Origin of the sequence: Burkholderia sp. BCC1638, from assembly GCF_902833195.1 — a bacterium.
GTDB classification, from domain to species: domain Bacteria; phylum Pseudomonadota; class Gammaproteobacteria; order Burkholderiales; family Burkholderiaceae; genus Burkholderia; species Burkholderia diffusa.
In genome coordinates this window covers 59881-84236 of record NZ_CADFEC010000011.1, presented here as the reverse complement: position 1 = coordinate 84236, position 24356 = coordinate 59881, and the positions used below count along the sequence as shown (strand labels likewise).

Genomic DNA, 24356 nt, shown 5'->3' with positions numbered 1-24356 from the left:
TCATGCAAGTCCTGCCCAACCGGAAAGTCCGCACGCGCGACACGCTGCGCGGCGCACTGAACCTGCGTGCCGAGCCGCGCGCCGCCGTCAGCCAGCGCTGCCGGCAGTGCGGCTTCATGGCGTTCCGCGCCAGCGAGCAGTGCCCCGTCTGCGGACTGAGAGACTGGCCGTTCGCGCCGCTGCATCAATCGAGCGACGATGCATCCGCCGCGCAGGCCACGCCCCCGCGCGAGGTGCGGCCCGTCCCGACGTGGGCGTCGCGCGTCGCGGCCGCGGTGCGCGGCGCGGCGGTCCAGCGGCCGAGCGCGTCGAGCGCGCCGCTGCTGAGCATCCTGACCCTCGTGATGCTGGTCGGCGGCTATGTGACGTATGACCGGACGTGCCGGGCGGATCCCGTCTGTCGCGGACCGGGCACGTCGCGCCCGGTCACAACGGCCTATGCGAGTCTGCATGCGGCTGACGCGCCAACGTTGCCGGTCGGGCACGCGCCCGCGCCCGCGGCGGCGCCCGTCCAGGCATTTCATCCGGCCGAGCGCGCGGCAGTCGATACCGATCGGCTCGCCGACGCCAACGTCGACACCGATCGGTCGAGCACGGCCGCTCAACCCGGCAATGCAGGCACGCCCCGACCCGCGGCAGGACGCCCGACGACGACGCTCGCACGGCACGCGCCGCCGATTCACGGACCGAACGGCGCGCGCGGCGGCGGCGTTCGCGTCGCCGACTGGAAAGGCGGCGCCGCCGCAACGCGACACGGGCACGCGATACGCCGCGTGAGCGTGCATACGCGTCATGGTCGGCGAACCACTGCGAGCGGAGCCGAATTGGCGATGGTCTATCGCGGGCATTGAGCGCGCGGCGCATCGCGACCGCAGCCATGCCCACAGCGAAAAACGGGCGGCACCGTCTCCGGTGCCGCCCGCTTCATGCGTGTCGTTCGTGCGTCAGGCCGCCAGCAAGCCGTGCGGATCGATCACGAATTTGCGCGGCGCGCCGCCGTCGAACTTCTTGTAGCCTTCCGGCGCCTGATCGAGCGAAATCACCTCGACGTTGACGATCTTCGCGATCGGCAGACGGTCGAACAGGATTGCCTGCATCAGGTTGCGGTTGTACTTGAGCACCGGCGTCTGGCCCGTGAAGAACGAGTGCGACTTCGCCCAGCCGAGGCCGAAGCGGATGCTCAGGCTGCCGTGCTGCGCGGCCTTGTCCTTCGCGCCCGGATCGTCCGTCACGTACAGGCCCGGGATGCCGATCGCGCCGGCCGGCCGCGTGATTTCCATCAGCGAGTTCAGCACCGTCGCGGGCGCTTCCTCCGAATGGCCCGACGAACCGTGGCCGTGCGCCTCGAAGCCGACGCAGTCGACCGCGCAATCGATCTCCGGCACGCCGAGGATCTGCTCGATCTGCTCGCCGAGCGACGCGTCCTTCGACAGGTCGACCGTCTCGAAGCCCATCGCCCGCGCGTGCGCGAGGCGTTCCGCGTTCATGTCGCCGACGATCGTCACCGCCGCGCCGAGCAGGCGCGCCGACGCGGCCGCCGCCATGCCGACCGGGCCCGCGCCCGCGATGTAGACCGTCGAGCCCGGCTTCACGCCCGCGCTCACCGCGCCGTGATAACCGGTCGGCAGAATGTCGGACAGGCAGGTCAGGTCGCGAATCTTCGCCATCGCCTGATCGCGGTCCGGGAATTTCAGCAGGTTGAAGTCCGCGTACGGCACGAGCACGTACTCGGCCTGGCCGCCGATCCAGCCGCCCATGTCGACGTAGCCGTAAGCACCGCCGGCACGCGACGGGTTCACGTTCAGGCACACGCCCGTATGCGTGTCCTTGCACATCGCGCAGCGGCCGCATGCGACGTTGAACGGCACCGACACAAGATCGCCGATCTTCAGCGTCTCGACGTCCGGGCCCACCTCGACCACTTCGCCCGTGATCTCGTGACCGAGCACGAGGCCGACCGGAGCGGTCGTGCGGCCGCGCACCATGTGCTGGTCGGAACCGCAGATGTTCGTGCTCACCACTTTCAGGATCACGCCGTGGCCGATCGCGCGGCCGGTCGGATCGACCATCTTCGGATAATCGATCTTCTGAACTTCGACCTTGCCCGGCCCAAGATAGACGACACCTCGATTGCTGCTCATCGTATTGTCTCCATGTCTCGTTGGATGGCGCTGCTGTGCGCCGGCAGATGCGGTGCTACGCAACGTGCTGTTCGAGAGTAGTCCCGGAGGTGGGGGGCCCGATGTCTCAAACGCGACATGCGTTTGAACGGTGCCGACATCGATGGCGGAAATGCGAAAGTCGGGTCAGGGAGAACGGCCGGAGGGCGGGATCGTGGAAGGCACGGAACACGTGAGCGCGCGCCCCGGCCGGCCGGCGCGATCGGCCCGCCCAGTCGGTCGGGCGCGCCGGTCGGGAGCGCGTTAGCCGCCCTGATTCTCGCGGATGATCGCGGCGGCGGCCGCTTCCGCGTCGCTCGCCACCCCGTCGTGCACGCGCGTGCTGACGGCCGGCGTCGGCGGCTCGCTGTCGAGCGCATGGCCGTCGCGGTTGCGCGTATCGACCGTCGCGCGCATCGACAGCCCGACCCGCAGCGGATGCGCGGCCAGGTCGCGGGGATCGATCGCGATCACGACCGGCACGCGCTGCACGACCTTGATCCAGTTGCCGGCCGCGTTCTGCGACGGCAGCATCGAGAACGCGCTGCCGGTGCCGGCCGAGAAGCCCTGCACGCGGCCGCGATAGGTCACGCGCGAGCCGTAGAGATCCGACACGACCTCGACCGGCTGCCCGATGCGCATGTGGCGGATCTGCCCTTCCTTGAAATTCGCCTCGATCCACAACTGACTGAGTTGCACGATCGACATCAGCGGCACGCCGGGCCCGACCTGCTGGCCGACCTGCACCGAACGCTGGCCGATCGTGCCGTCGACCGGCGCGACGATCGTCGTGCGCTTCAGGTTCCGGTACGCGAGCTTGAACTGCGCAGCCGCCTGCACGACGGACGGGCTTTCGTCGACGGGCAATCTGGTGCCGAGCGCGCGCGCCGCATCGAGCTGCGCCTGTGCGGCCGCGAGATTGGCCTGCGCGCCGGCGACCGCCGCGCGCGCGCGCGCCAGTTCCTCCGGCGCGACGATCTCGACCGACGCGCCCGAACGCGCTGCGAGCGCGCGCTGCGCGAGCGACAGGTCGGCCTGGCGCGCGTTCACGGCTTCGACGTACATCGTGTTCGAAATCTTCGCGTTCGCGACCTGCCGCACGGCTTGCACGAGTTGCGCCTTCGCCTGCGCGAACGCGACGGACGCCTCGGTGTCGTCGAGCCTCGCCAGCGTCTGCCCGGCGCGCACGGCCTGCGTATCGGCGACCAGCACGTCGGTCACCGCACCCGGAATCTGCGCGGCAACCTGCACGATGCTGCCCGCGACGTACGCGTCGTCGGTGTCTTCGTAATAGCGGTCGCGCAACAGCCAGAACGTGATCCAGACGAGCGCGGCCAGCAGCACGACCGCGAAGAACAGCATGAAGCGCTTGCGGCGCGTCGCCCGGCGCGCGTCGAGTGCGGGATCGTTCAGGGCAGCCGGCTGCGCGGCGGTATGAAGGTTGTCGTGGTGCATCAGTCGCTTTGCGTAACGATCAGGCGGTCATGCTGGAACAGGGGGATCGGCGCTGGATTCGCCGCCGCCGCGCGAGCGGAAACGGGAGCGCCGCGAGGCGTGGTGCCGATGGCCGGCATGCGTGCCGCCTCGTCGCGTCGTGCGGCCGCCGCATTCGATGCAGCGACGACCTGCGGGGCAGCCACGCTCTGCGCACGCGCATCGGCCGACGGCCCCGCCACCGACTGGCTCGCGGCGGCGGCGGCGGTCGGTGCGGTCTTGGCGGTCGCAGCCGCCACGCCGGGCGCGGCGGGCGAAGTGCCACGCTTCGCCGCCCCGCCACGCGCCCGATGCCCGGTCGGCGCCTGCGCGACCGTCGCGCCCGCGTCGAACCCGCCGCCCAGCGCGCCGATCAATCCGACACGCAGCGTCCGCTGCCGGCCAAGCAACGCGATCATCTGTGCGCGCTCGTCGATCAGCGTGAGATCCGCGACATCCACGTCCTTCTGCATCAGCACGCCGCGCCGATGACGGTCGGTCGCAATCTCCACGATCTTTTGCGCGGCCGCGACCGCGTCCTGCTGCTGCGCGACGAGCGTCTGCGACGTACGAAGAGACGTGACGATCTGCGCGACCTGACCAAGCGCGTCGTCGACGGTCTTGTTGTACAGCCCGATCGCGACGTCGGCCTGCGCGACGTCCGCGCCGAGTTTCGCCTTCAGCCGGCCGCGATCGAACACCGGCAGCGAGATCGCCGGGCCGACGGACGCGCCGAGCGCGTCGCGCGAGAACAGCGACGCGGGCGTCAGCGCGAACAGGCCGCCGAGCGCGACGAGGTTCACGTCCGGATAGAACTGCGCGCGCGTCGAATCGGCATTCGCGAACGCGGCTTCGACACGCAGCCGCGCGGCGACGATGTCGGGCCGACGGCCCAGCAGATCGGCCGGCAGCCGCGCGGGCAGCGTGCCGCCGGCCAATGCGCCGACGCGTGGCCGCTGCAGCGCGAGCCCGCGCTCCGGGCCGCGGCCCGACAGCACCCCGAGCTGAAGTTGCGCGAGCTTGATCTGCTCGTCGTTCAGCGCGATCTGAGCGAGCAGCTTGCTGCGCTTGATCGACGCATCGCTCGCGTCGTACGCGTTGTCGAGCCCGCGCGCGGTACGCTCGCGCAGCACGGTCGTCACGCGCTGACTGACTTTCAGCTTCTGCTGAAGCAGATCCTGCGTCGCGTACGCCTGGTCGAGCTGGCAGTACACGGTGACGATCGCGACCGCCAGCGTGAGCCGCACCTGCTCGGCCTCGACCCGCGCCGCTTCACGCAGCGACATCAGGCTCTTCGTCGCCGCGCGGTTCTTGCCCCACAGGTCGAGCTGGTAGTTGAGCCCGACGAACACCGACGACGGCGATACGTTCGGATCGCCAAATATCTCTACCGGCACGCGATAGCCGCCGACCGACACGTTGGCGACGTCGTCGCCCGGCTTCGGCATCCGCGCGCGGCTGACCGTCGCGCCGGCCGTGCCCGTCAGCCCCGTCAGCGAATCGAACTGCTGAAGCTGCGCCTGCGCGATCCGCAGCCGCGCCTGCGCGACCTGCAGGTCGGGGTTGTTTTGCGATGCCTCGGCGACCAGCGCGTCAAGCTGCGGATCCTGCAGCTGCTTCACCCAGTCGGGTGCGGGCCATACACCGTCCACGCCGGGGCCGGCCGTAAGCGCGAGCGCATCGTCGGCCGGCGCGCGCAACGACAGCGACGGCAGGAAACCCGTCGGCACGCATCCGCCCAATGCCATCGCCACCGCCGCGGCTCCGATCAACGCACCGCCCTTCACGCTACGCGCCCGCTCTGCCGCATTTTCTTTCACACGCCGCATCGCTTCCCTCACCCTTGCTGGACGCGCTGCGCCCGTGCGGCCAGACGTGGCCGCGTGCGCTCGAGCGGACCGAGCCGGCCGAACAGACCGTCCGCGATGCCGAACAGGATGCCGGCGAGCTTGTCGCGCTTGTCGCGCTCGACGAGCGCGATCTGCACGACCTGCCACACGGTCAGCAGGTTCGGCACGATCGCCACCGGAAAGCGCAGCCCGTACTGCATCCCGAGCTGCACCGCATTGCGCGCGCTGTAGTAGCGCCGTTGCCACGAGTGATTCATCGACGTCATTTCGAAAGGGCCGAACGCGTGACGCTGTTTCGCGCCGATCCGGTGCGGCAGCACCAGCGACGGCACGACGTAGAGCGGCACGTTGCGCGCAAGCGCGCGGAAGCTGTACTCGGTGTCGACGTGATCGATGAACAGCGTCTCGTCGAAGCGGCCGAGCACGTCGAACGCGGCGCGCGACACGACGCAGCCCGACGAGATCAGGAACGCGCAGCGCTGCAATTGCGCGTCGGGATCGACGCGCAGCCGGCGCAACGCGATCCCGTTGGTCGCCAGCTCGGGCAGGAAGCTGCGCGCGTTCTCGTCGAAGATGCGCGGGCCGGCGAGAAACGCGCGCCCCGCGAGCCCCGCACACGCGTCGCGCATCGTCGCGAAGTAATCGGCCGGCACCGACGAATCCTGATCGAACAACGCGACCGCATCGACGTTGTCGCGAAACAGCGCCGCGAGCCCAGCGTTGTATGCGCCCGCGATTCCGCCGCGATTGCCGTGATGCAGCAGCGCGATGCCGTCGCGCGCGCATGCTTCACTTGCGCGTGCGTCCGGCTGCGGCGTGTTGTCGACGACGAGCAGCGCGTCGCACGCATGCCGCCACGCGCCGAGCGCCGCGAGCTGCGCGTCGGTCGGGTGATACAGGATCACGAGTGCGCCGAGTGTCGTCATGCCGCTCTCCTCAATGTCCGAACGAAGCCGCCGCGCCGCGCTTCGGCCGCGTGAGCCACATCATCGCGGCGAGCACGAGGCAGGTCATGCTCGCCATCCAGAACATGTCGCCCGTCGCCATCATGTACGCCTGCTGCATCACGACCTGGTGCAGCGTGGATAGCTCGCGCACGCCGTCCACGCCCATCGCGTTCAGCGTGTGCACGAAGCGCTGCGTGTTCGTCGATGCGTGCGTGACCGATTGCGACACGACGTCGTAGTGATAGGTCGCACGGTTGTCCCACAGCGTCACGCTCATCGCGGTGCCGAACGCGGCCGACAGCGTGCGCAGGAAGTTCGACAGGCTCGACGCGGCCGCGAGCCGGTCGTCCGGAATGCGCGACAGCGTCGCGGCGGTCAGCGGAATGAAGAAACACGGCAGCCCGATCCCCTGGATCAGCCCGGGCGCGGCGATCTGCGCGAACGTCATCTTCAGCGTGAAATGCGCGTCCCACGCGAGCACGGCCGCGAACACGAGAAAGCCGAAGGTCGCGAGCACGCGCGCGTCGAAGCGGTGTGCGTGCAGGCCGACGAGAATCGAGAACACGAGCGCGAGCACGCCGAGCGACGCGGTGGCGAGCCCCGCGTGGAACGCGTTGTAACCCATCACCGCCTGCATCCACAGCGGGAACACGACGCCCACTACCGAGAAACTCATCATCCCGAGCGAGATGATCAGCACGCAGAACGAGAACGTGCGGTCGCGAAACAGGCTCAGGTCGACGACCGGATGGGCCTCGCCCGCCTCCCAGATCAGCAGCGACACGATCGCGAGCCCCGCAACCACCGCGAGCGTGACGATCAGCGGCGAATCGAACCAGCCCTTGTCGTGGCCGAGATCGAGCATCGCCTGCAGCGAACCGACACCGATCACGAGCAGCACGATGCCCGGCACGTCGATCGGGCCGGCCGCGCCGCGCTGCGCGTCGGGGCGCAGCATCGCGGTGCAGACCGCGAACGAGAACAGCCCGATCGGCAAGTTGATCAGGAAGATCCACGGCCACGAGAAGCTGTCGACGATCCAGCCGCCGACCACCGGCCCGAAGATCGGCGCGAGCAGCACTGTCATCGCCCATAGCGCGAGCGCGACGGTGCGCTTGTCCGGCGGGAACGTGCGCAGCAGGATCGTCTGCGACAGCGGCACCATCGGCCCGGAGCACAGCCCCTGGAGCGCGCGGCAGACCACCAGCACGTGCAGATCGCGCGCGAGGCCGCACAGCAGCGACGTCAGCGTGAACAGCAGCACCGCGCCGACGAACAACCGCAGCTCGCCGACGCGCCGCGCGAGCCAGCCGGTCAGCGGCACCGCGATCGCGGCCGCGACCGAATACGAACTGATCACCCACGTGCCCTGGCTGTTCGAGACGCCGAGACTGCCCGAGATCGCGGGCACCGCGACGTTGGTGACGGTCGAGTCGAGCACTTCGATGAAGGTCGCGAGCGACAGCGCGAACGTCAGCAGCGCGAGCCGCGCGCCGCGCACCGGCGGCGCAACGGGTGCGGGTTCGCTCGCGTCGAAGACGGCGGGTGTGTCCCGAAGCGGCGATGCCGTGCTCATGTGCCCGCCATCGCGACAACGGGCCGCGAGATCGCGCGTCCGTGGCTCGGCGCGAAGCGCTCGATGTAATCGGCAGCCGTTTCGCAGCCGTCCGGCGCCGCGTGAATCAGCGCACGCGTGCGTTCGGCATGCACGGAGAATTCGGGTTCATCCAGCACGCGCGCGAGCGCCGCACCGAGACGCACGCCGTCGACCGCACCGTCGACGCGCACGCCGGCGCCGCTAGCCGCGACGCGCTGCGCGTTGTCGAACTGGTCGTGCGCGAACGGCGTCACGACCTGCGGAATTCCGGCTTCGAACGCGAGCGCCGCGGTGCCGATCCCGCCGTGATGCACGAGTGCGCGGCAACGCGGCAGCAGCGTGCGCATCGGCACGAAGCGACGCACCAGCAGCCGGTCGCCGTCCGGTGCCACATCGTGCGGGCTCAACAGGATGCCGCGCGCGCCGGTGGCATGCAGCGCGCCCGCGACCGTGCGCGCATATGCTGCGTGATCGACCAGCGTCGATCCGGCGGTGAAGACCACGGGCGGCTCGCCGGCGGCGAGAAACGCGTCGAGCGCGCGATCGCGGTCGGGCGTCGCGACGTCGTTGAACAGCGGAAAGCCGCTTTGCAGAACGCCAGCAGGCCAGTCGCGCTGCGCCGGGGCGAACCAGTCGGGAAACAGGCACAGCACACCGTCGGTCGAATGCAGCCAGCGTCCGAGCACGCGCCGCGCGGGCGCAAGACCGAGGTCGCGGCGCACCGCGTTGAGCGCCGGCCCGCACACGCGGTCGAGCACCTGTCGCTCGATCAGCGTCATCAGCGCCGCCTTCACCGGCAGCGGCCAGCGCGCGGGAATCGTCAGGCGCGGATGCGTCGGCGGCACATGCGCGGACAACAGCGTCGACGGCGACACCTGCACCGACACATACGGCGTGCCGTGCAACTCCTGCATGAAGCGCGCGGAAAACGCCCACAACGTGCCGACCAGCACGGTGTCGCGATCGGTCAGCGTGCGCAGCGTGTCGTAATGCGGGCGCAGCACCGGCGCGATCACCTGCCACAGCGTGCGGAACGACGTGCGCGGATCCCACAGCGCCGGGTTCGCCATCGCGGCCTCGTACTCGGCCGCCGTGCCGACCGGCACGAACGTGAAGCCGCAGCGGCGCGCGGCCGCCGCGAACGGCGGATGCGTGCAGAACACGACGTCGTGGCCGCGCAACGCGAGCGCGCGTGCGACGCCGAGCAGCGGATGCACGTCGCCCGCCGAGCCGATCGCGGTCACGATCACCTTCGCCATCGCGCGCCTCGCGGGGGTCAGTAGAAGCCGGGGATCAGCGCCGCGACCTCGCGGCGATACTGCGTGTACGCCGGCCCGAAATGACCGGTGAGCCAGCTCTCCTCGACGCGTACCTTGTATGCGAGCGAAGCGAACACGAGCGCGACGCCGAACGCGCCGCGCCACTCGCCGCCGATCAGCGCGGCGCCGACCAACGCGATCAGGCAGCCGGTGTAGATCGGATGGCGCACGAGGCCGTACGGGCCGGTGCGGACGAGTTCGTGGTTTTCCTTCAGCGTGACGGACACGCTCCAGTTCGTGCCGAGATGCAGCCGCGCCCACACGGAGAACAGCAGCCCCGCGACGAGCACCGCGAGCCCGCATTGCGCCTGCAGGCCGAAGCGCTGCCAGTCGGGCACGAGTGCCTGCCACGACGGATCGGGCAGGATGATCAGCGCGCCGCCGACGATCAGCGGAATCGACTGCAGCGTGCGCGAGCGCGACGCCTCCTTGCGCACGGTCGTCTTCACGGCCTGGGACGTCATGATCCAATAGGCGAGCCACGCGGCCCAGGGAACGACGATGGCGATGGTCTGAACGATATTCACGGCTGGCCTGCCTCGTGTGGAAGAGAATTCGGATGCGCCCGGTGTGCCCGGTGCGCGACGTGCTGCGTCATGACGACAGCGCCGGCATCGGCGCGGACACGCATGCGTGCGCGGCGCCGAGCGCGATGCCCGCGGCGACGGGCGGCGTGTCGCAGAAGAAGTCGAGCAGCGCCGCGCGCGTGGTTTCGCGCTGCGCGCGGCCTTCGATGTCGAGGAAATGGCCGGCGTCGGGAATCGTCGCGAAGCGCGCGCGCGGGACGTGCCCGGCGAGCTGGCGGACATCGGCCGGCGTCGTGTATTCGTCGCGCTCGCCGTTCAGGAACAGCAGCTCGCAGCCGATGTTCGAGAACTCGCTCAGGTAGCGCTCCGGCTGCAGCGACAGGATCTGGTCGACGTGGAACGCGACCTGGTCCTGCTCGTCGCGCGGCAGGCGCGTCAGATAGCGGTAGTTGTACAGCTTCATGATGCGCGGCAGGTAGCGGCCGACCGTATCGTTCAGCAGCTGCGCAGCCTTCAGGTTCTCGCCGGCGGCGATGTGGTCGCGTGCGCGCGTCACGTAGTCGATCATCGCGTCGTTCAGGAACGGCGAGAACGAGCAGATCGCCGCGCGCCGCACGCTCGGGCAGCCGCGCGCGAGCGCGAACAGCGACGCGACGCCGCCCCACGACACCGATACGAGGAACGCCGGCGCGAAGCGCTCGACCAGATGCTGGAGGATCGCGGCCTCGTCGTCCTTGGTCAGGATGAAGCAGCCGGGGTTGTGCTGGCGCGACTGCCCCGCATACGGCAGGTCGAAGCAGATCGTGTTCATCCGCTCGCCGAGATACTGGACGGTCTGCCCGAACGATGCGGTCGTTGCGAGCGCGCCGTTGACGAGCATCGCCGTGTCGAACGACGGATCGAACACGTTCCGTTCGACGTAGACCTTCAGACCATTCGGTAGCGGGACCACGTATTTTTCGGTCGGCATCGTCGTTCTCCGGTGGATGCGGCGTCTCGGCGTCGCGGCATGCTGCAGGTGCGCAATGGCGGGCGCCGGCGCTGTCGCGATCGTTGGCCGCGCCCATTGCCGACGCACCGCGGGAAAAACCCGCGGCGCCGATTCATTCCTTTTGGTTCGGCGCCATACTAATACGGGCAATATTACTTACTCAAGTCATTCCAACGATCCCCTCTACTCCATCTGGAAATAGGCTCGATTCAAATATTTTTGGCATTTTTTATGGTAGACGGACTCGATCACGGGTTGATGGCAATCGTTTGCGATCAAGCCGATAAACGATCTAAAACCCACCATATTTCCTTTAAATTCAATGTGATATGAAGTTTCAATCGATCGATTGAAACGAATTCCATGAAATTCCCTATGCCGGTACGCGAGATCAGAATTTTCGGATTTCCGAAAATCTCACATAGCTCGACATTCTTTCGACGTGTAATAAATCGAATCGGGAAACTTTCCAAACCATTGAGCCATCTTTTCGGAAATCGTTTTAAACAAACTTCAATTTATTTAACCTCCTTTCAATTCGTTTTTCCGCACCTGCACAATCGCAGCGGCAGCATCTGCCCCCCTAATCGACCTCCCGATTTCCCGTCGGACCCCGATTTTTTGTTGATTGAACGTTCAATAAAAAACCGCTAAGCTCTCGACTTCCAGGAACGGCCCGTCCGGGCGAAGGGAGTCGCGATGCCGAAAGTCGGAATGCGGGAGATTCGTCGCGCACAGTTGATCGACGCGACGCTGCGCTCGATCGACGAGGCCGGCCTGCCCGGCACGACACTCGCATCGGTCGCGCAGCGCGCGAACATCTCGACGGGTATCGTCAGCCATTACTTCGGCGACAAGGACGGCCTGCTCGAAGCCACGATGCGGCACGTCCTGCGCGATCTGTGGGTGGCCACCACGCGCCGCCGCGTCGCGGCACGCAAGGACCCGCGTTCCCGGCTGCGCGCGATCGTCGCCGCGAACTTCGACGACACGCAGGTCAGCGCGCCCGTGATGAAGACCTGGCTCGCGTTCTGGTCGCAGAGCATGCACGACGCGATGCTCAAGCGCCTGCAGCACGTCAACACGCGGCGCCTCCATTCGAATCTGTGCGCGGAATTCGCGAAGGCGTTGCCGCGCGCGAAGGCGCGGGAAGCCGCCAGCGGCCTCGCCGCACTGATCGACGGCCTGTGGCTGCGCGGCGCGCTCGCCGGCGGCCCGATCGACACACGGGCTGCACTGAAGCTCGCCCACAATTACATCGACCTGCTGCTCGCGTCGGACTGACGCGTCACGCAGTCGCCCTCAAGGAGATTCTCATGTCCGTATACGGTTTGCAGCGCCTCTACATCGGCGGCGGTTACGTCGACGCCACCAGCGGCAAGACTTTCGATACCTTCGATCCCGCCACGGGCGAACTGCTCGCGCAGGTGCAGCAGGCGAGCGCGGCCGACGTCGACCGCGCGGTCGCATCGGCGCAGGAAGGCCAGCGTGAATGGGCCGCGATGACCGCGATGCAGCGCTCGCGTATCTTGCGCCGCGCGGTCGACCTGCTGCGCGAACGCAACGACGAACTCGCGGCGATCGAGACGCGCGACACCGGCAAGCCGATCGGCGAGACGCTCGCGGTCGACATCGTCACCGGCGCGGACGTGATCGAGTACTACGCGGGCCTCGCGACCGCGATCGAGGGGCTGCAGGTGCCGCTGCGCGCCGAGTCGTTCGTCTATACGCGCCGCGAGCCGCTCGGCGTGTGCGCGGGTATCGGTGCATGGAACTACCCGATCCAGATCGCATGCTGGAAGACGGCGCCCGCGCTCGCGGCCGGCAATGCGATGGTGTTCAAGCCGAGCGAAGTCACGCCGCTCACCGCGCTGAAGCTCGCCGAAATCTATACGGAAGCCGGCGTGCCGGCCGGCGTGTTCAACGTCGTGCAGGGCGACGGTTCGGTCGGCGCGCTGCTGACGGGCCATCCGGACATCGCGAAGGTGTCGTTCACCGGCGGCGTCGAGACCGGCAAGAAGGTGATGTCGCTCGCAGGCGCATCGTCGCTGAAGGAAGTGACGATGGAGCTCGGCGGCAAGTCGCCGCTGATCGTGTTCGAGGACGCCGATCTCGATCGCGCCGCCGACATCGCGGTCACCGCCAACTTCTTCAGCTCGGGCCAGGTCTGCACCAACGGCACGCGCGTGTTCGTGCACAGATCGGTCAAGGACGCATTCACGCAGAAGGTGCTCGAACGCGTGAAGCGCATTCGCGTCGGCAAGCCGACCGATGCCGACACCAACTTCGGCCCGCTCGTGTCGGCCGCGCAGCTCGACAAGGTGCTCGGCTTCATCGAGAGCGGCAAGGCCGAGGGCGCGAAGCTGCTCGCGGGCGGCACGCGCCTGACCGACGGCCACTTCGGCAACGGCCAGTACGTCGCGCCGACCGTGTTCGGCGACTGCCGCGACGATATGAAGATCGTCCGCGAAGAAATTTTCGGGCCGGTGATGAGCATCCTCGATTTTGAATCTGAGGACGAAGTGATTGCCCGCGCGAACGACACGCACTACGGCCTCGCGGCCGGCGTCGTGACCGAAAACCTGTCGCGCGCGCATCGCACGATCCACCGCCTCGAAGCCGGCATCTGCTGGATCAACACGTGGGGCGAATCGCCGGCCGAGATGCCGGTTGGCGGATACAAGCAATCCGGTGTCGGACGCGAGAACGGCATCACGACGCTCGAACACTACACTCGAATCAAATCGGTACAGGTCGAGCTCGGCCGCTACAACCCGGTGTTTTGAGAACGACAGGAGATACACCGTCATGACGACACGCGAATACGACTACATCATCTGCGGCGCCGGTTCCGCGGGCAACGTGCTCGCGACGCGACTGACGGAAGATCCGAACGTCACGGTGCTGCTGCTCGAAGCGGGCGGCCCCGACTACCGCTTCGACTTCCGTACGCAGATGCCGGCGGCACTCGCCTATCCGCTGCAGGGCCGTCGCTACAACTGGGCCTACGAGACCGACCCCGAGCCGCACATGGACAACCGCCGGATGGAATGCGGCCGCGGCAAGGGGCTCGGCGGCTCGTCGCTGATCAACGGGATGTGCTACATCCGCGGCAACGCGCTCGACTACGACAACTGGTCGACGCACAAGGGGCTCGAGAACTGGACGTATCTCGACTGCCTGCCGTACTTCAAGAAGGCCGAGACGCGCGACGTCGGCCCGAACGACTATCACGGCGGCGACGGCCCCGTGTCGGTCACGACCAGCAAGCCGGGCGTGAACCCGCTGTTCGAGGCGATGGTCGATGCGGGCGTGCAGGCCGGCTATCCGCGCACCGATGACCTGAACGGCTATCAGCAGGAAGGCTTCGGCCCGATGGACCGCACCGTCACGCCGAAGGGCCGCCGCGCGAGCACCGCGCGCGGCTACCTCGACCAGGCGAAGGTGCGGCCGAACCTCGAGATCGTCACGCATGCGCTCGCCGACCGCATCCTGTTCGACGGCAAGCGCGCATCGGGCGTCACGTACCTGCGCGGCAGCGAGCGCGCGACCGCGCATGCGCGCCGCGAAGTGCTCGTGTGCAGCGGCGCGATCGCGTCGCCGCAGTTGCTGCAGCGCTCGGGCGTCGGCCCCGGCGCGTGGCTGAAGGAACTCGACATCCCCGTCGTGCTCGATCTGCCCGGCGTCGGCCAGAACCTGCAGGATCACCTGGAGATGTACATCCAGTACGAGTGCAAGGAGCCGGTGTCGCTGTATCCGGCGCTCAAGTGGTGGAACCAGCCGAAGATCGGCCTCGAATGGATGCTGAACGGCACCGGCCTCGGCGCGACCAACCACTTTGAGGCGGGCGGCTTCATCCGCACGCGCGACGACGATCTGTGGCCGAACATCCAGTATCACTTCCTGCCCGTCGCAATCAACTACAACGGCTCGAACGCGATCGAAATGCACGGCTTCCAGGCGCACGTCGGCTCGATGCGTTCGCCGAGCCGCGGCCGCGTGAAACTGCGCTCGCGCGATCCGAACGATCACCCGAGCATCCTGTTCAACTACATGGCCGAATCGCTCGACTGGCGTGAGTTCCGCGATGCGATCCGTGCAACGCGCGAGATCATGCGGCAGCCCGCGCTCGACCGCTATCGCGGCCGCGAGCTGAACCCGGGTGCCGACTGCAAGACCGACAAGGAACTCGACGCGTTCGTGCGGGCCCGCGCGGAAACCGCGTTCCATCCGTCGTGCTCGTGCAAGATGGGTTACGACGACATGGCCGTGGTCGACGAGGAAGGTCGCGTGCACGGGCTCGAAGGGCTGCGTGTGGTCGATGCATCGATCATGCCGATCATCACGACCGGCAACCTGAACGCGCCGACGATCATGATCGCGGAGAAGATCGCCGACAAGATTCGCGGTCGCACGCCGCTGGCGCGGGTGGATGTGCCTTACTTCGTCGCGAACGGCGCGATGGCGCGCAATATCGCGAAGGCGGTGCGGCAGCCGGAGACGGCGTAACCGCGCAAGCGCCCTCCCCGGAGCGCAGCAGCAGCAACCTGCACGGCTCGTGGCGTTCTCGCCGCGGGCCGTTTTTCATTTCATTGGCTGCTCTCGCCACCCGTGCCGAAGCGCGTGATCGCAGCCCCCCTCGGCCGCACGCGTTTCGCGCGCACGATCGGATTCGATCGCGACGTCAGGCTCATCGCGCCGCTCAGACGCTCGAACGCGACATCCTCCTTCATCCCGAAGCGGCCGACCGCCGGCCACGCGAGCACTTCATCGAGCCACGCCTGCCACGCGTCGCCATGAAAGCGGCGCGCGAACTCGCGCACCATGCCCGGCGTCGCGATCACGATGCCTGCCAGCAGGTAATACGCCCAGAAACTGCCTGCGCCGACGAGCCGGTCGAGCCGGCACACGGACACCGCCGCGAGCAGTCCATCGACCGACGCGAGATCGGAGCGTCGTTCACGAATCGCGCGCGCAACCAGATTGTGCCGACCGCCGTACGCGGTGAAGGACATCCCCTTGCCGGCGGCAAGCTCCGCGCAGTACATCGCGAGTGCGGCCATCTCGTCGATGCGCGCTGCGTCGTCGCGCGGCCCGCAAACGCGCAGCACGATCGCGTCGATGACGGCCCCTGGCCCGGCCGACGGCGCCACACAGGCCGCGGCGACGGCCGCATGTCGTTCTCTCAGGTTCTTCGCAGGCGGCGCCTCGCCGTTCGCGAGTCGCTCCCGCATTTCGTGCCCGCCGACTTCGTCGCTGCCGGGTCCGACGCCGCCGGCAATCCGCTCGAGCGCGGCCCAGCCGTCGTTCGGATCGTCGAAGGCCCACGCATCGATGAAACCATGCGCCGCATCGAATACCGCGCGCGATCCGGGGCAGCACCGTTCCGCGTGCGCGAGCTGCCGCGCGTCGGGAACGTGCATGCACGCATCGGTCGTATCGCACGCGCAACCGCCGCCGTCCGTTGCGATCCATGGCGCGAGTTCGTGCAGGACGGCGATCGCTTCATGCGACAGGTTCGCGCCGGCACGTACGCGTGCCGCGTGCGTCGGCGTGGCGGCCGTCGCGCCGACGTCGTCCGTCGCCACGCACGCCGCTTCGCTCAGGTTCTCGATCAGGTACTGCAGCCACGCGGCCGTGCGCAGCCGGTCGGGCGTCGCAGCGCGGGCATCGCCATACTTCGCTGGGTCGGTGAGCATGGGTGGTCCGGAATGATTGTTTTATGTCGTTCGAAGCAGGCGGCACGGTGCATCGCACCAGCCGCTGCATGGCCGCCCGCATCGGATCGCGAAGCAGGCGGCCGGCCGGTCGTCACGCCGATACGCGCGACGACGCGAATGCATCGCGAAACCGGAACACCCGCCGCGCATCGTTGCACGGCCCTCATCCCTGGCGGGCGCCCGGTTCCGATCGCGCGACGCTTACTGCACGTGGAACTTCGGCGACGTGGCGACCGTGCCGCTGACCGTGCAGTCCGGCGTCAACACCGCGTTGTTGAACGTCAGCGACGAGTTCGGATCGCTCCACGTCGTCACGACCTTGCTCGGCCCGCAGGCGCCGAGCAGCGAAACGGTCACCTTCGCGTTGTTGATCGACAGTTGCGTCGTGCTGTCGGCCTGGCCCGTCCACGGCGATGCGCTGGTCGCGCTGCCACTGATCAGGCCGCACGTCGCGGCGCCCGTAAACGTCGTCGACGTGATGTTGACGATGCCCGTCGAGGAGATCGTGCCATTGAACGTCGCGTTGCAGGTCGCATTGATCGACCCCTTGGCCAGGACCGTGAGGCCCGTCGCGGAGAACGGCTCCCCGTTCGGGTTCATGGCCTGCCCGTCGGCACGCGAGACGGTCACGGCGAAAGCAGGCGCGGCCGAAACCGCGGTGAATGCCACTGCAGCAACAAGCGATACGATTTTGCGAATGCTCATTTGAACTGCCCCCTCTCTCTTCACAAATGGCGGCATGCCGCCAGGAACGCGACGCCCCGGCCGGATCGGTCCGGCCGCTCGGTCGCAGGAAGCCGCCGGCGTGCGCAATGCACGCCGGACGGCTCAGAACTTGTAGGAAATCCCGACGAACGTGATCAGCGGATCGGCCTTCAGCCGCGTGCGCGTGGTCGCGAGCGTCGAACCGTCGGCGGCCTTGATCACAAGCGACGAGTAGGTCTTCAGCGGCATGTAGGTCAGCGTCGCCGTCAGCCCCCAGTGCTTGTCGATCGCATAGCTCGCGCCGACGTTGTAGACCGGCGTGAACGACGACGATGCCTTGCCCTCCACCGACGTCGGCCCCGGCTTGCCGGCGCCGGCCGCGAGCACGCTGCCGAGGTTCTCGTTGATGTCCTTCGCGAAGTTGCCGTTCAGTTCGATGTTGCTGAACCAGCTGTAGGCCACGCCGATCCCGACGAACGGGCGGAACTTCGCGGTCGGTGCATTGAAGTAGTACTGCAGAATGATCGTCGGGCTCCATTGCCGCGCATTCTTCACGGCCGGCTGATTCGACGGATTGTCCATGTTGACGCTGCCGAGCGAACCGGCCGGGCCCGGTGGCCGGATCACGCCGTGCCCGGTCAGCCTGAACTCGGGCGGCACGCCGAGCACCGACGTCACCGCGATATGGTCGGTGAAGAAGTGCGTGAGCGTGAGGCCGACCGTATCGGCGTTGTTGACCGTCAGGCTGGTGCCCGGCGACGTGAACGAGCCGGGCAGCCGCAGCGGCCCGTTGATCGGCATGCTCGCGAGATTCGTCGTCAGCCCGTTGGTCGAATCCTGCGGCATGATGTGCAGCCAGCCCAGCGTCGCGACGTTGTCGCCCGCCTGCTGGGCCGATGCGAGCGTCGACACGCCTGCGACGACACCCGCGACAATCAGCTTCTTCATGAAGTCTCCCCCTCGTTCTTTCGGAGCGCCGCGCAGCCATGCGCGACGCCGCCGTGTCTCCATCCGCGTGTGATCACTGCACGAACGCGCCGACCGTGAAGTACGGATTGCTCGTATCGGCCATGTCGAGGAACCCGAACACGCCGCCCGTGAACACGAATTTGCCGGTCGCCGGCCCCGACGCCGCGTCCGCGTGCACGGTCGTCACGACGCCCGGCACCTTCTGCGTGTAATCGAGGTTCAGCGCGCGCGTGAGCGCGGCCTGAGACGCGTTGAACGGATCGAGCAGCGTCGCCTGCGCACCGACGAGCGCGGTCGCGCGGTAGTTGAACGCGCTGTCGACACCCGTGTACTCGCCGTTCTGCGAGCCTTGGGCGATGGCCGTCTGCGGGCTCAGGAACGAGATGCCCGATTCGTCGTCCGCGCTCGGCGGGCCCTGCGTGAGGTCCGCGTTCGCGGCACCTGTGCGGATGAAGACCGGCACGAGCTGGTTACGCAGCTTGCCGACGATCAGCATGCCCTTGCCGGCCTTCGCCGGATCGAGCGCGGCGAGGGTGGGCGGGATCTGCGGCTGGTAGTTCAGCGACTGGAACGCCGGCGCATCGGGGCGCAGCGTGAACGGCTGGTTCACGGTCGCACTCGATACGAGCGGCTGCCCGCCGTTCTTCTTGCCGAAGTTGTCGGTCTCGACGTAGCTGCCGTCCGCGTTGATCGTCACCTGCTGGTCGAGCGCCACCGGCTGGAAGTTCTGCGACGGCACCTGGTGGTAGCCGAGCTGGTTGTACGTGCCGGCGATCTTCGTCAGATCGGTTTCGAGCGACGAAAAGCTGATGAACGGATAGTACGGAAACGTCGTCTTCGGAATCTTGCCCACGCCGATCACGCCGTCGAACTGGATCGTCGCGCCCGGAATCGCGCCACCCAGCACGCCGTCACCGAGGAACAGGCGCGCCGGCCGGCTCGGGTCGAGGCTCGCGTTCTGCATCCGGAACGTGCACTGGTTCAGCTTTATGGTCGGCAAGCCGGTTTCGTCGGCCAGCGTGCCGTCGACGACGTTGGCCGGCGCCGTGTCGCGCGTCGGCTGCACCGTGCCGGTGGTCGTCGGCACCGGCGATGCGAGGTAGGTCATCCGGTACGTCATCTTCGTCGTGTCGAGCTGCACCTTCACGAGCTCGCCCGAGCCGGATCCGCCGATGAACACCGTGTTGTAGTCGATCGTCTGCGGGCACAGCCGGACCACCGGTGCGGGCGGCGGGTCGCCGTCGCCACCGCACGCGACCAGCACGGGCGCGAGCGACGCCGCGGCCATCCAATGCTTCACATTCATAGGAATCCTTTTGAATTTCGATTCGCCGGCGGCGACGCGTGCGCCGCCGGTGTTCCGTGTTAGGTGTGCCGCCGTTACTGGACGAACGCGCCGACCGTGAAGAACGGGTTGACCTTGTTGTTGTTGACGACCATCGCGTAGATGTTCCCGGCCGTCACGAGCCAGCCGGTGTCGCCCTTGCTGAAGATCGCCACGTTGCCGTTCGCCCCCTTCGCGTTGAAGTCCTGCGAGGCCGTGACCTTGATCTTGCCGGGCGTGGCCTGCGTGTAGTCGAGCGCGAACTGCGACGTGACCGACGACGTCTGCGGGTCGATGAACGCCGCGGTGGCGCCCTGGAACAGCGTCGACGTATAGTTCGCGGCCATCGTCGATACGGCGGTACCGTCATTGCAACTGCCGGCCTGTGCCAGGAAGAAGGTGCCGTCGAACGTGCCGGGCAGATCCGGATGCGGGATGTTGTTGTTGAAGCTCGGCCCCGCCGTCGCGATCGCGAACGTCGCTGTGCTGGGCGCCACGACGCCGCACGCGGACGCGCTCGTTGCGCCGATGAAACCGCCCTTCAACGAATTGGCCGCGACGGCCGTGGTCCGCGACAGCATCGAGATCCCGACCTCGGCATCGGCGACCGACGCCAGCAGGTTGCTCGCGTCGATATGCGTGTAGCCCACGCGAATCACGACCGGCACCAGCACGCCGTTCAGCTTGCCGACGATCATGATGCCCTTCGCCTGACTCGGCGCGACGATGACGATCGCCGAGCCCTGCCCCGCGAACGGATAGATGAGGCTGCCGCCCGCGTTCGCCAGCGGATGGCTCACGAACACGTTGTCGGACGAACCGTCCGCGTTCTTGCGCAACGCCCACGGCGTTCCGGTGGTCTGGCACGAGTAGTCGCTGCCTGCCGTGATGGTGCACGAGCCGTCGGCGTTGAACGTCTGGTTCCAGTTGACGACATCGGGTTGCCAGCCGACCGCCCCCGTGCTGCTCTGCGCGCTGCCGCCGACCGGCGACAGGTGGATGCCGAGTTCGTTGTAATTCCCTGCGACCTTCGAGAAGTCGGTTTCGGTGTCGGTGAAGCCGATGAACGGATAGAAATCGAAGGTGCGCGACGGCACGGTGCCGAGCACGACGCCGGGGAACGGCTCGAGACCGGCGAACGCGATCGTCGCACCCGGAATCCCGCCGCCGACCACCCCGTTGCCGACGAACAGCATCGGCGGATCCGCGCGATTTATCGTCACCGCATACGCGCCGTCGCTCGTCGCGCCGCTGTCGAGCACGAACGCGCAGCGGTTCTGCTCGGCGGTCGGCAGATTGGTCGGATGGTGGAATGCACCGCTGATCGTCAGGCCCGCACGCGTGTTGTTGACCTGCCCCGCCGACGTCGGCACCGACGATTCGATGAACTGCATCTGGTAGGTGAGCTTCGTCGTGTCGAACTTCACCTTCACGTATTCGCCGCTGCCGGCGCCGCCCGTGTAGGTCGTCGTGTAGTCGAGCGAATCCGGGCACAGCTTCGTCACGACGGGCGGCGTCGTTTCCGCGCCGCTCGGCCCGCATGCGCTGCCCGAGCACTGCGGCACGTTGATCGGGCCCGGATCGTCGCCGCCGCCGCAACCGGCAACGAACGGCAGCGCCAGCACGGCGCACGACAGGATCGCCTTCCGCCAATCAGGAATGCAAAGCATCAACCCCTCCTTGTGAGGTAAGACAGGTCTCGCCCGAACGGGCTGCGTGGCCCGCCGGTTGGTATCGCGCCGTCGCGACGACGCGCGGCGCATGACGATGCGCGCAATGCGCGCCGCGTCGCCGGTCACGCGAATGCGATCAGGACCGACGCGGCAGGCAAGCGCTATCCGGCGCCGCCGTCATGCGGCACGGCGCCATCGGGGAAATCGAAATGGAATGTGGTGCGTCGCTACAGCGACAACGCGATGCGATGACGCAGGCAGCACGCGATGCGCGTCGTGCCCGCATCCGGCGAAAAGCAGGAAAACGGCGATGCGACAAGGCCCTCGGATAGGCGTCTCATGTATTGGTCTCCGTACGTACGCTTGATTCGTTATCGTGATGCGTCGTTTGTCGAGACTATGAGCGGACGCTACGCACAAGTAAATGGATGCAGAGTTCCAAACGCGCCGAACCGCGCGATCCTAGTGCGAGCATGGTGTTTGACAATTTTTCAAACAGCCTTCAATTTATTTGCTCAGACAAATACCGAGACTGTATAACGCGCGTTTGAATGTCGGCGGTCGACCTCGTGCAAGGCCCGGCGTGCGGGCCTCCGGCGACCGCACGCATGCCGTGACGCAAACTCACACGTCGATGATCGCGAGCGTGCCGTGACTGCCCGGCAGCACCGCGTGGCGCAAGCCGGCGACCGCGAGGTACATCTGCCCGGCCTCGACGACGACCGTCTTCGCGTCGACCTCGAGCATCAGCCTGCCATCGAGCACCAGCAGCCCTTCGTTGTAGTCGTGCACTTCCGCTTCGTACGGCTGCGCGTCCATGCGCAGCACCTTGATCCGGGCGGGCCCGACTTCGCCGACGATCGTGGATTTCCATGCAACGGCCTGCGCGGCCGCGACAGACTTGAAATCGATCAAAGACATGCGTTTCGCTCCGGGACGTGAAAGGTACGCATTATCGCGAGCGCGGCGCACGCCGTCCCGGTACGGCGCGACGGCGTTCGGGCGGCACAGTCGGCCTGCGGCGCGCCACGCTGTCGCGCGCAAGCGCGATCATTGTCCGATTGCCCGAAAACCGCACGCATTGTTCGCCCGATTCAAATAAAGCATCGCTTTATTGAATGACTCACACAAATTTGCCGCAAATCCGGCACCCGCATCGCACGTCCTTTGCGTCGAAATGCATTTCCATCTTCCGATTGCTAATATGGCGGTCCTGCGATCCCGCACCACAACGCCGTTCGACATGACGCCCGTTCGCCATGCCGCGCTCGACACCGGCCGCTTCGCAGCGGTGGCGCCGGGCACGCGCGGCGCACAGCGTCGAACCGACCGGCCGTGCCATCCGTGAGCATGCAACCGATCCTTTCCGTCTCCGACCTCTCCAAGACTTACGCGTCCGGCTTCCAGGCGCTAAAGCACGTGACCCTCGACATCCGCCCCGGCGAGATCTTCGCGCTGCTCGGGCCGAACGGCGCGGGCAAGACCACGCTGATCGGCTCGATCTGCGGCATCGTCACGCCGACCGAAGGCCGCGTGACGGTCGGCGGGCACGACATCCGCGATCAATACCGCGCCGCCCGCGAAATGATCGGCCTCGTGCCGCAGGAGCTGACGACCGACGCGTTCGAAACCGTCTGGGCAACCGTATCGTTCAGCCGCGGCCTGTTCGGCAAGGCGCCCGATCCGGCGCACATCGAGAAGACGCTGAAGGCGCTGTCGCTGTGGGAAAAGCGCGACAACAAGCTGATGACGCTCTCGGGCGGCATGAAGCGCCGCGTGATGATCGCGAAGGCGCTGTCGCACGAGCCGCGCATCCTGTTCCTCGACGAACCGACGGCCGGCGTCGATGTCGAGCTGCGCCGCGACATGTGGAAGCTGGTCGACTCGCTGCGCGAAAGCGGCGTGACGATCCTGCTGACCACGCACTACATCGAGGAAGCCGAGGAAATGGCCGACCGGATCGGCATCATCCTCGGCGGCGAGCTCGTGCTCGTCGAAGAGAAGCGCGAGCTGATGCGCAAGCTCGGCAAGAAGCAGCTGACGGTGCAGCTCGAGCATCCGCTCGCGACCGTGCCGGGCGAACTCGCTGCGTTCGGGCTCGAACGCGCGGACGACGGCGCCGCGCTCGTCTACACGTACGACTCGCAGCGCGACGACGCGAGCATCGCGAAGCTGATCAACGCGCTCGGCTCGGCCGGCATCGGCTTTCGCGACCTGCATACGACGCAGAGCTCGCTCGAGGACATTTTCGTCAGCCTGATCGACAACCGCCGCAACGGCACACAAGGGGCCTAACGCACATGGCGAACTGGAATTTCCACGGCATCCGCGCGATCTACCGCGCCGAAATGGCCCGCACGCGCCGCACGCTGATGCAGAGCATCATCGCGCCGGTGATCTCGACGTCGCTGTACTTCGTCGTGTTCGGCTCGGCGATCGGCTCGCGCATCAGCGACGTGAACGGGATCGGCTACGGGTCGTTCATCGTGCCGGGCCTCGTGATGCTGTCGCTGCTGTCGCAGAGCATCTCGAACGCGTCGTTCGGCATCTACTTCCCGCGCTTCACGGGCACGATCTACGAGATATTGTCCGCGCCCGTGTCGTACTGGGAGATCGTGATCGCGTACGTGGGTGCGGCCGCGTCGAAGTCGTTGCTGCTCGGGTTGATCATCCTCGCGACGGCCGGCCTGTTCGTGCCGCTGCACATCCTGCATCCGTTCTGGATGGTGCTGTTCCTCGTGCTGACGTCGATCACCTTCAGCCTGTTCGGCTTCGTGATCGGCATCTGGGCCGACAGCTTCGAGAAGCTGCAGCTCGTGCCGCTCCTGATCATCACGCCGCTCACGTTCCTCGGCGGCAGCTTCTATTCGGTCGACATGCTGCCGCCCGCATGGCGCATCGTCACGCTGTTCAACCCGATCGTCTATCTGATCAGCGGCTTCCGCTGGTCGTTCTACGGGCTGGCCGACGTGCACGTGGGGATCAGCCTCGCGGCCACCTCGCTGTTCCTCGCGATCCTGCTCGCGATCGTCGCGTGGATGTTCCGCACCGGCTACAAGCTGAAGAACTGACGCGGCGCGCCACGGGGTTGCCCCGGTTCGC

General features: G+C 67.3%; 20 protein-coding genes. 6 read left to right on the top strand and 14 right to left on the bottom strand.

Annotation, left to right across the window (positions count from 1 at the left end):
* The first annotated feature begins 2 nt into the window (after window positions 1-2).
* Window positions 3-851, top strand: a complete 849-nt coding sequence (locus tag HWX22_RS15460; RefSeq protein ID WP_175908774.1) for an ATP-dependent serine protease — start codon at window positions 3-5, stop codon at window positions 849-851.
* 93 nt (window positions 852-944) lie between these two features.
* On the opposite strand, the gene fdhA is transcribed toward HWX22_RS15460, so the two are convergent.
* The 8 genes from fdhA to HWX22_RS15420 form a co-directional block, all read right to left on the bottom strand.
* Window positions 945-2141, bottom strand: coding sequence for a formaldehyde dehydrogenase, glutathione-independent (gene fdhA / locus HWX22_RS15455; protein WP_059600256.1), 1197 nt, complete (start codon window positions 2139-2141; stop codon window positions 945-947).
* Between the two features lie 282 nt (window positions 2142-2423).
* Entirely contained in the window at window positions 2424-3614 is a 1191-nt protein-coding gene (locus HWX22_RS15450) for an efflux RND transporter periplasmic adaptor subunit (RefSeq protein ID WP_175908773.1), read from the bottom strand.
* On the bottom strand, window positions 3614-5461 hold the full coding sequence (locus HWX22_RS15445) for an efflux transporter outer membrane subunit (RefSeq protein WP_175908772.1): 1848 nt from the start codon (window positions 5459-5461) through the stop codon (window positions 3614-3616). Before HWX22_RS15445 ends, HWX22_RS15450 begins: the two co-directional genes overlap by 1 nt.
* A gap of 8 nt (window positions 5462-5469) precedes the next feature.
* A complete protein-coding gene (locus HWX22_RS15440) occupies window positions 5470-6408 on the bottom strand; it encodes a glycosyltransferase family 2 protein (RefSeq protein ID WP_175908771.1) in 939 nt (312 codons plus the stop codon).
* A 10-nt stretch (window positions 6409-6418) separates the two neighbouring features.
* Window positions 6419-8005, bottom strand: coding sequence for a DHA2 family efflux MFS transporter permease subunit (locus HWX22_RS15435; RefSeq protein ID WP_059819552.1), 1587 nt, complete (start codon window positions 8003-8005; stop codon window positions 6419-6421).
* The gene (locus tag HWX22_RS15430) at window positions 8002-9285 is read right to left on the bottom strand and encodes a nucleotide disphospho-sugar-binding domain-containing protein (RefSeq protein ID WP_175908770.1); all 1284 of its coding nucleotides are present in this window, start codon (window positions 9283-9285) and stop codon (window positions 8002-8004) included. The genes HWX22_RS15435 and HWX22_RS15430 overlap by 4 nt, the downstream gene beginning before the upstream one ends.
* Before the next feature lie 17 nt (window positions 9286-9302).
* The gene (locus tag HWX22_RS15425) at window positions 9303-9872 is read right to left on the bottom strand and encodes an isoprenylcysteine carboxylmethyltransferase family protein (RefSeq protein WP_175908769.1); all 570 of its coding nucleotides are present in this window, start codon (window positions 9870-9872) and stop codon (window positions 9303-9305) included.
* Window positions 9873-9939: 67 nt separating this feature from the next.
* Window positions 9940-10842, bottom strand: a complete 903-nt coding sequence (locus HWX22_RS15420) for an alpha/beta hydrolase (RefSeq protein WP_175908768.1) — start codon at window positions 10840-10842, stop codon at window positions 9940-9942.
* 720 nt (window positions 10843-11562) lie between these two features.
* Between HWX22_RS15420 and betI the strand changes: the two genes are divergently transcribed.
* The 3 genes from betI to betA are packed head-to-tail and all read left to right on the top strand — an operon-like array spanning window position 11563 to window position 15372.
* A complete protein-coding gene (betI, locus tag HWX22_RS15415) occupies window positions 11563-12147 on the top strand; it encodes a transcriptional regulator BetI (RefSeq protein WP_175908767.1) in 585 nt (194 codons plus the stop codon).
* Between the two features lie 32 nt (window positions 12148-12179).
* Entirely contained in the window at window positions 12180-13649 is a 1470-nt protein-coding gene (gene betB, locus HWX22_RS15410) for a betaine-aldehyde dehydrogenase (protein WP_175908766.1), read from the top strand.
* Window positions 13650-13671: 22 nt separating this feature from the next.
* On the top strand, window positions 13672-15372 hold the full coding sequence (gene betA / locus HWX22_RS15405) for a choline dehydrogenase (RefSeq protein WP_059534150.1): 1701 nt from the start codon (window positions 13672-13674) through the stop codon (window positions 15370-15372).
* A gap of 80 nt (window positions 15373-15452) precedes the next feature.
* Here betA and HWX22_RS15400 read toward each other — a convergent pair whose 3' ends face one another.
* The 6 genes from HWX22_RS15400 to HWX22_RS15375 form a co-directional block, all read right to left on the bottom strand.
* Window positions 15453-16562: a hypothetical protein gene (locus HWX22_RS15400; protein ID WP_175915944.1), complete on the bottom strand. Its 1110-nt coding sequence runs from the start codon at window positions 16560-16562 to the stop codon at window positions 15453-15455.
* A 222-nt stretch (window positions 16563-16784) separates the two neighbouring features.
* On the bottom strand, window positions 16785-17288 hold the full coding sequence (locus tag HWX22_RS15395; RefSeq protein WP_059534146.1) for a hypothetical protein: 504 nt from the start codon (window positions 17286-17288) through the stop codon (window positions 16785-16787).
* A 123-nt stretch (window positions 17289-17411) separates the two neighbouring features.
* Window positions 17412-18236: an OmpW family outer membrane protein gene (locus HWX22_RS15390; RefSeq protein ID WP_175915943.1), complete on the bottom strand. Its 825-nt coding sequence runs from the start codon at window positions 18234-18236 to the stop codon at window positions 17412-17414.
* Between the two features lie 73 nt (window positions 18237-18309).
* Entirely contained in the window at window positions 18310-19563 is a 1254-nt protein-coding gene (locus HWX22_RS15385) for a DUF2957 domain-containing protein (RefSeq protein ID WP_175908763.1), read from the bottom strand.
* Between the two features lie 74 nt (window positions 19564-19637).
* Entirely contained in the window at window positions 19638-21251 is a 1614-nt protein-coding gene (locus HWX22_RS15380) for a DUF2957 domain-containing protein (protein WP_175908762.1), read from the bottom strand.
* Between the two features lie 627 nt (window positions 21252-21878).
* Complete coding sequence (locus HWX22_RS15375) at window positions 21879-22175, bottom strand: cupin domain-containing protein (RefSeq protein ID WP_059534137.1); 297 nt, start codon at window positions 22173-22175, stop codon at window positions 21879-21881.
* A gap of 429 nt (window positions 22176-22604) precedes the next feature.
* Here HWX22_RS15375 and HWX22_RS15370 point away from each other — a divergent pair, with 429 nt between their 5' ends.
* Both HWX22_RS15370 and HWX22_RS15365 read left to right on the top strand, forming a co-directional pair.
* On the top strand, window positions 22605-23549 hold the full coding sequence (locus HWX22_RS15370; protein ID WP_059688969.1) for an ABC transporter ATP-binding protein: 945 nt from the start codon (window positions 22605-22607) through the stop codon (window positions 23547-23549).
* 5 nt (window positions 23550-23554) lie between these two features.
* On the top strand, window positions 23555-24325 hold the full coding sequence (locus HWX22_RS15365) for an ABC transporter permease (RefSeq protein ID WP_059534134.1): 771 nt from the start codon (window positions 23555-23557) through the stop codon (window positions 24323-24325).
* Window positions 24326-24356: the final 31 nt, after the last annotated feature.

Excerpts from the sequence above, each read along its gene's own strand:
- HWX22_RS15460 (WP_175908774.1), top strand. The coding sequence starts at position 3 with ATGCAAGTCCTGCCCAACCGGAAAGTCCGCACGCGCGACACGCTGCGC.
- fdhA (WP_059600256.1), bottom strand. The coding sequence starts at position 2,141 with ATGAGCAGCAATCGAGGTGTCGTCTATCTTGGGCCGGGCAAGGTCGAA.
- HWX22_RS15450 (WP_175908773.1), bottom strand. The coding sequence starts at position 3,614 with ATGCACCACGACAACCTTCATACCGCCGCGCAGCCGGCTGCCCTGAAC.
- HWX22_RS15445 (WP_175908772.1), bottom strand. The coding sequence starts at position 5,461 with ATGCGGCGTGTGAAAGAAAATGCGGCAGAGCGGGCGCGTAGCGTGAAG.
- HWX22_RS15440 (WP_175908771.1), bottom strand. The coding sequence starts at position 6,408 with ATGACGACACTCGGCGCACTCGTGATCCTGTATCACCCGACCGACGCG.
- HWX22_RS15435 (WP_059819552.1), bottom strand. The coding sequence starts at position 8,005 with ATGAGCACGGCATCGCCGCTTCGGGACACACCCGCCGTCTTCGACGCG.
- HWX22_RS15430 (WP_175908770.1), bottom strand. The coding sequence starts at position 9,285 with ATGGCGAAGGTGATCGTGACCGCGATCGGCTCGGCGGGCGACGTGCAT.
- HWX22_RS15420 (WP_175908768.1), bottom strand. The coding sequence starts at position 10,842 with ATGCCGACCGAAAAATACGTGGTCCCGCTACCGAATGGTCTGAAGGTC.
- betI (WP_175908767.1), top strand. The coding sequence starts at position 11,563 with ATGCCGAAAGTCGGAATGCGGGAGATTCGTCGCGCACAGTTGATCGAC.
- betB (WP_175908766.1), top strand. The coding sequence starts at position 12,180 with ATGTCCGTATACGGTTTGCAGCGCCTCTACATCGGCGGCGGTTACGTC.
- betA (WP_059534150.1), top strand. The coding sequence starts at position 13,672 with ATGACGACACGCGAATACGACTACATCATCTGCGGCGCCGGTTCCGCG.
- HWX22_RS15400 (WP_175915944.1), bottom strand. The coding sequence starts at position 16,562 with ATGCTCACCGACCCAGCGAAGTATGGCGATGCCCGCGCTGCGACGCCC.
- HWX22_RS15395 (WP_059534146.1), bottom strand. The coding sequence starts at position 17,288 with ATGAGCATTCGCAAAATCGTATCGCTTGTTGCTGCAGTGGCATTCACC.
- HWX22_RS15390 (WP_175915943.1), bottom strand. The coding sequence starts at position 18,236 with ATGAAGAAGCTGATTGTCGCGGGTGTCGTCGCAGGCGTGTCGACGCTC.
- HWX22_RS15385 (WP_175908763.1), bottom strand. The coding sequence starts at position 19,563 with ATGAATGTGAAGCATTGGATGGCCGCGGCGTCGCTCGCGCCCGTGCTG.
- HWX22_RS15380 (WP_175908762.1), bottom strand. The coding sequence starts at position 21,251 with ATGCTTTGCATTCCTGATTGGCGGAAGGCGATCCTGTCGTGCGCCGTG.
- HWX22_RS15375 (WP_059534137.1), bottom strand. The coding sequence starts at position 22,175 with ATGTCTTTGATCGATTTCAAGTCTGTCGCGGCCGCGCAGGCCGTTGCA.
- HWX22_RS15370 (WP_059688969.1), top strand. The coding sequence starts at position 22,605 with ATGCAACCGATCCTTTCCGTCTCCGACCTCTCCAAGACTTACGCGTCC.
- HWX22_RS15365 (WP_059534134.1), top strand. The coding sequence starts at position 23,555 with ATGGCGAACTGGAATTTCCACGGCATCCGCGCGATCTACCGCGCCGAA.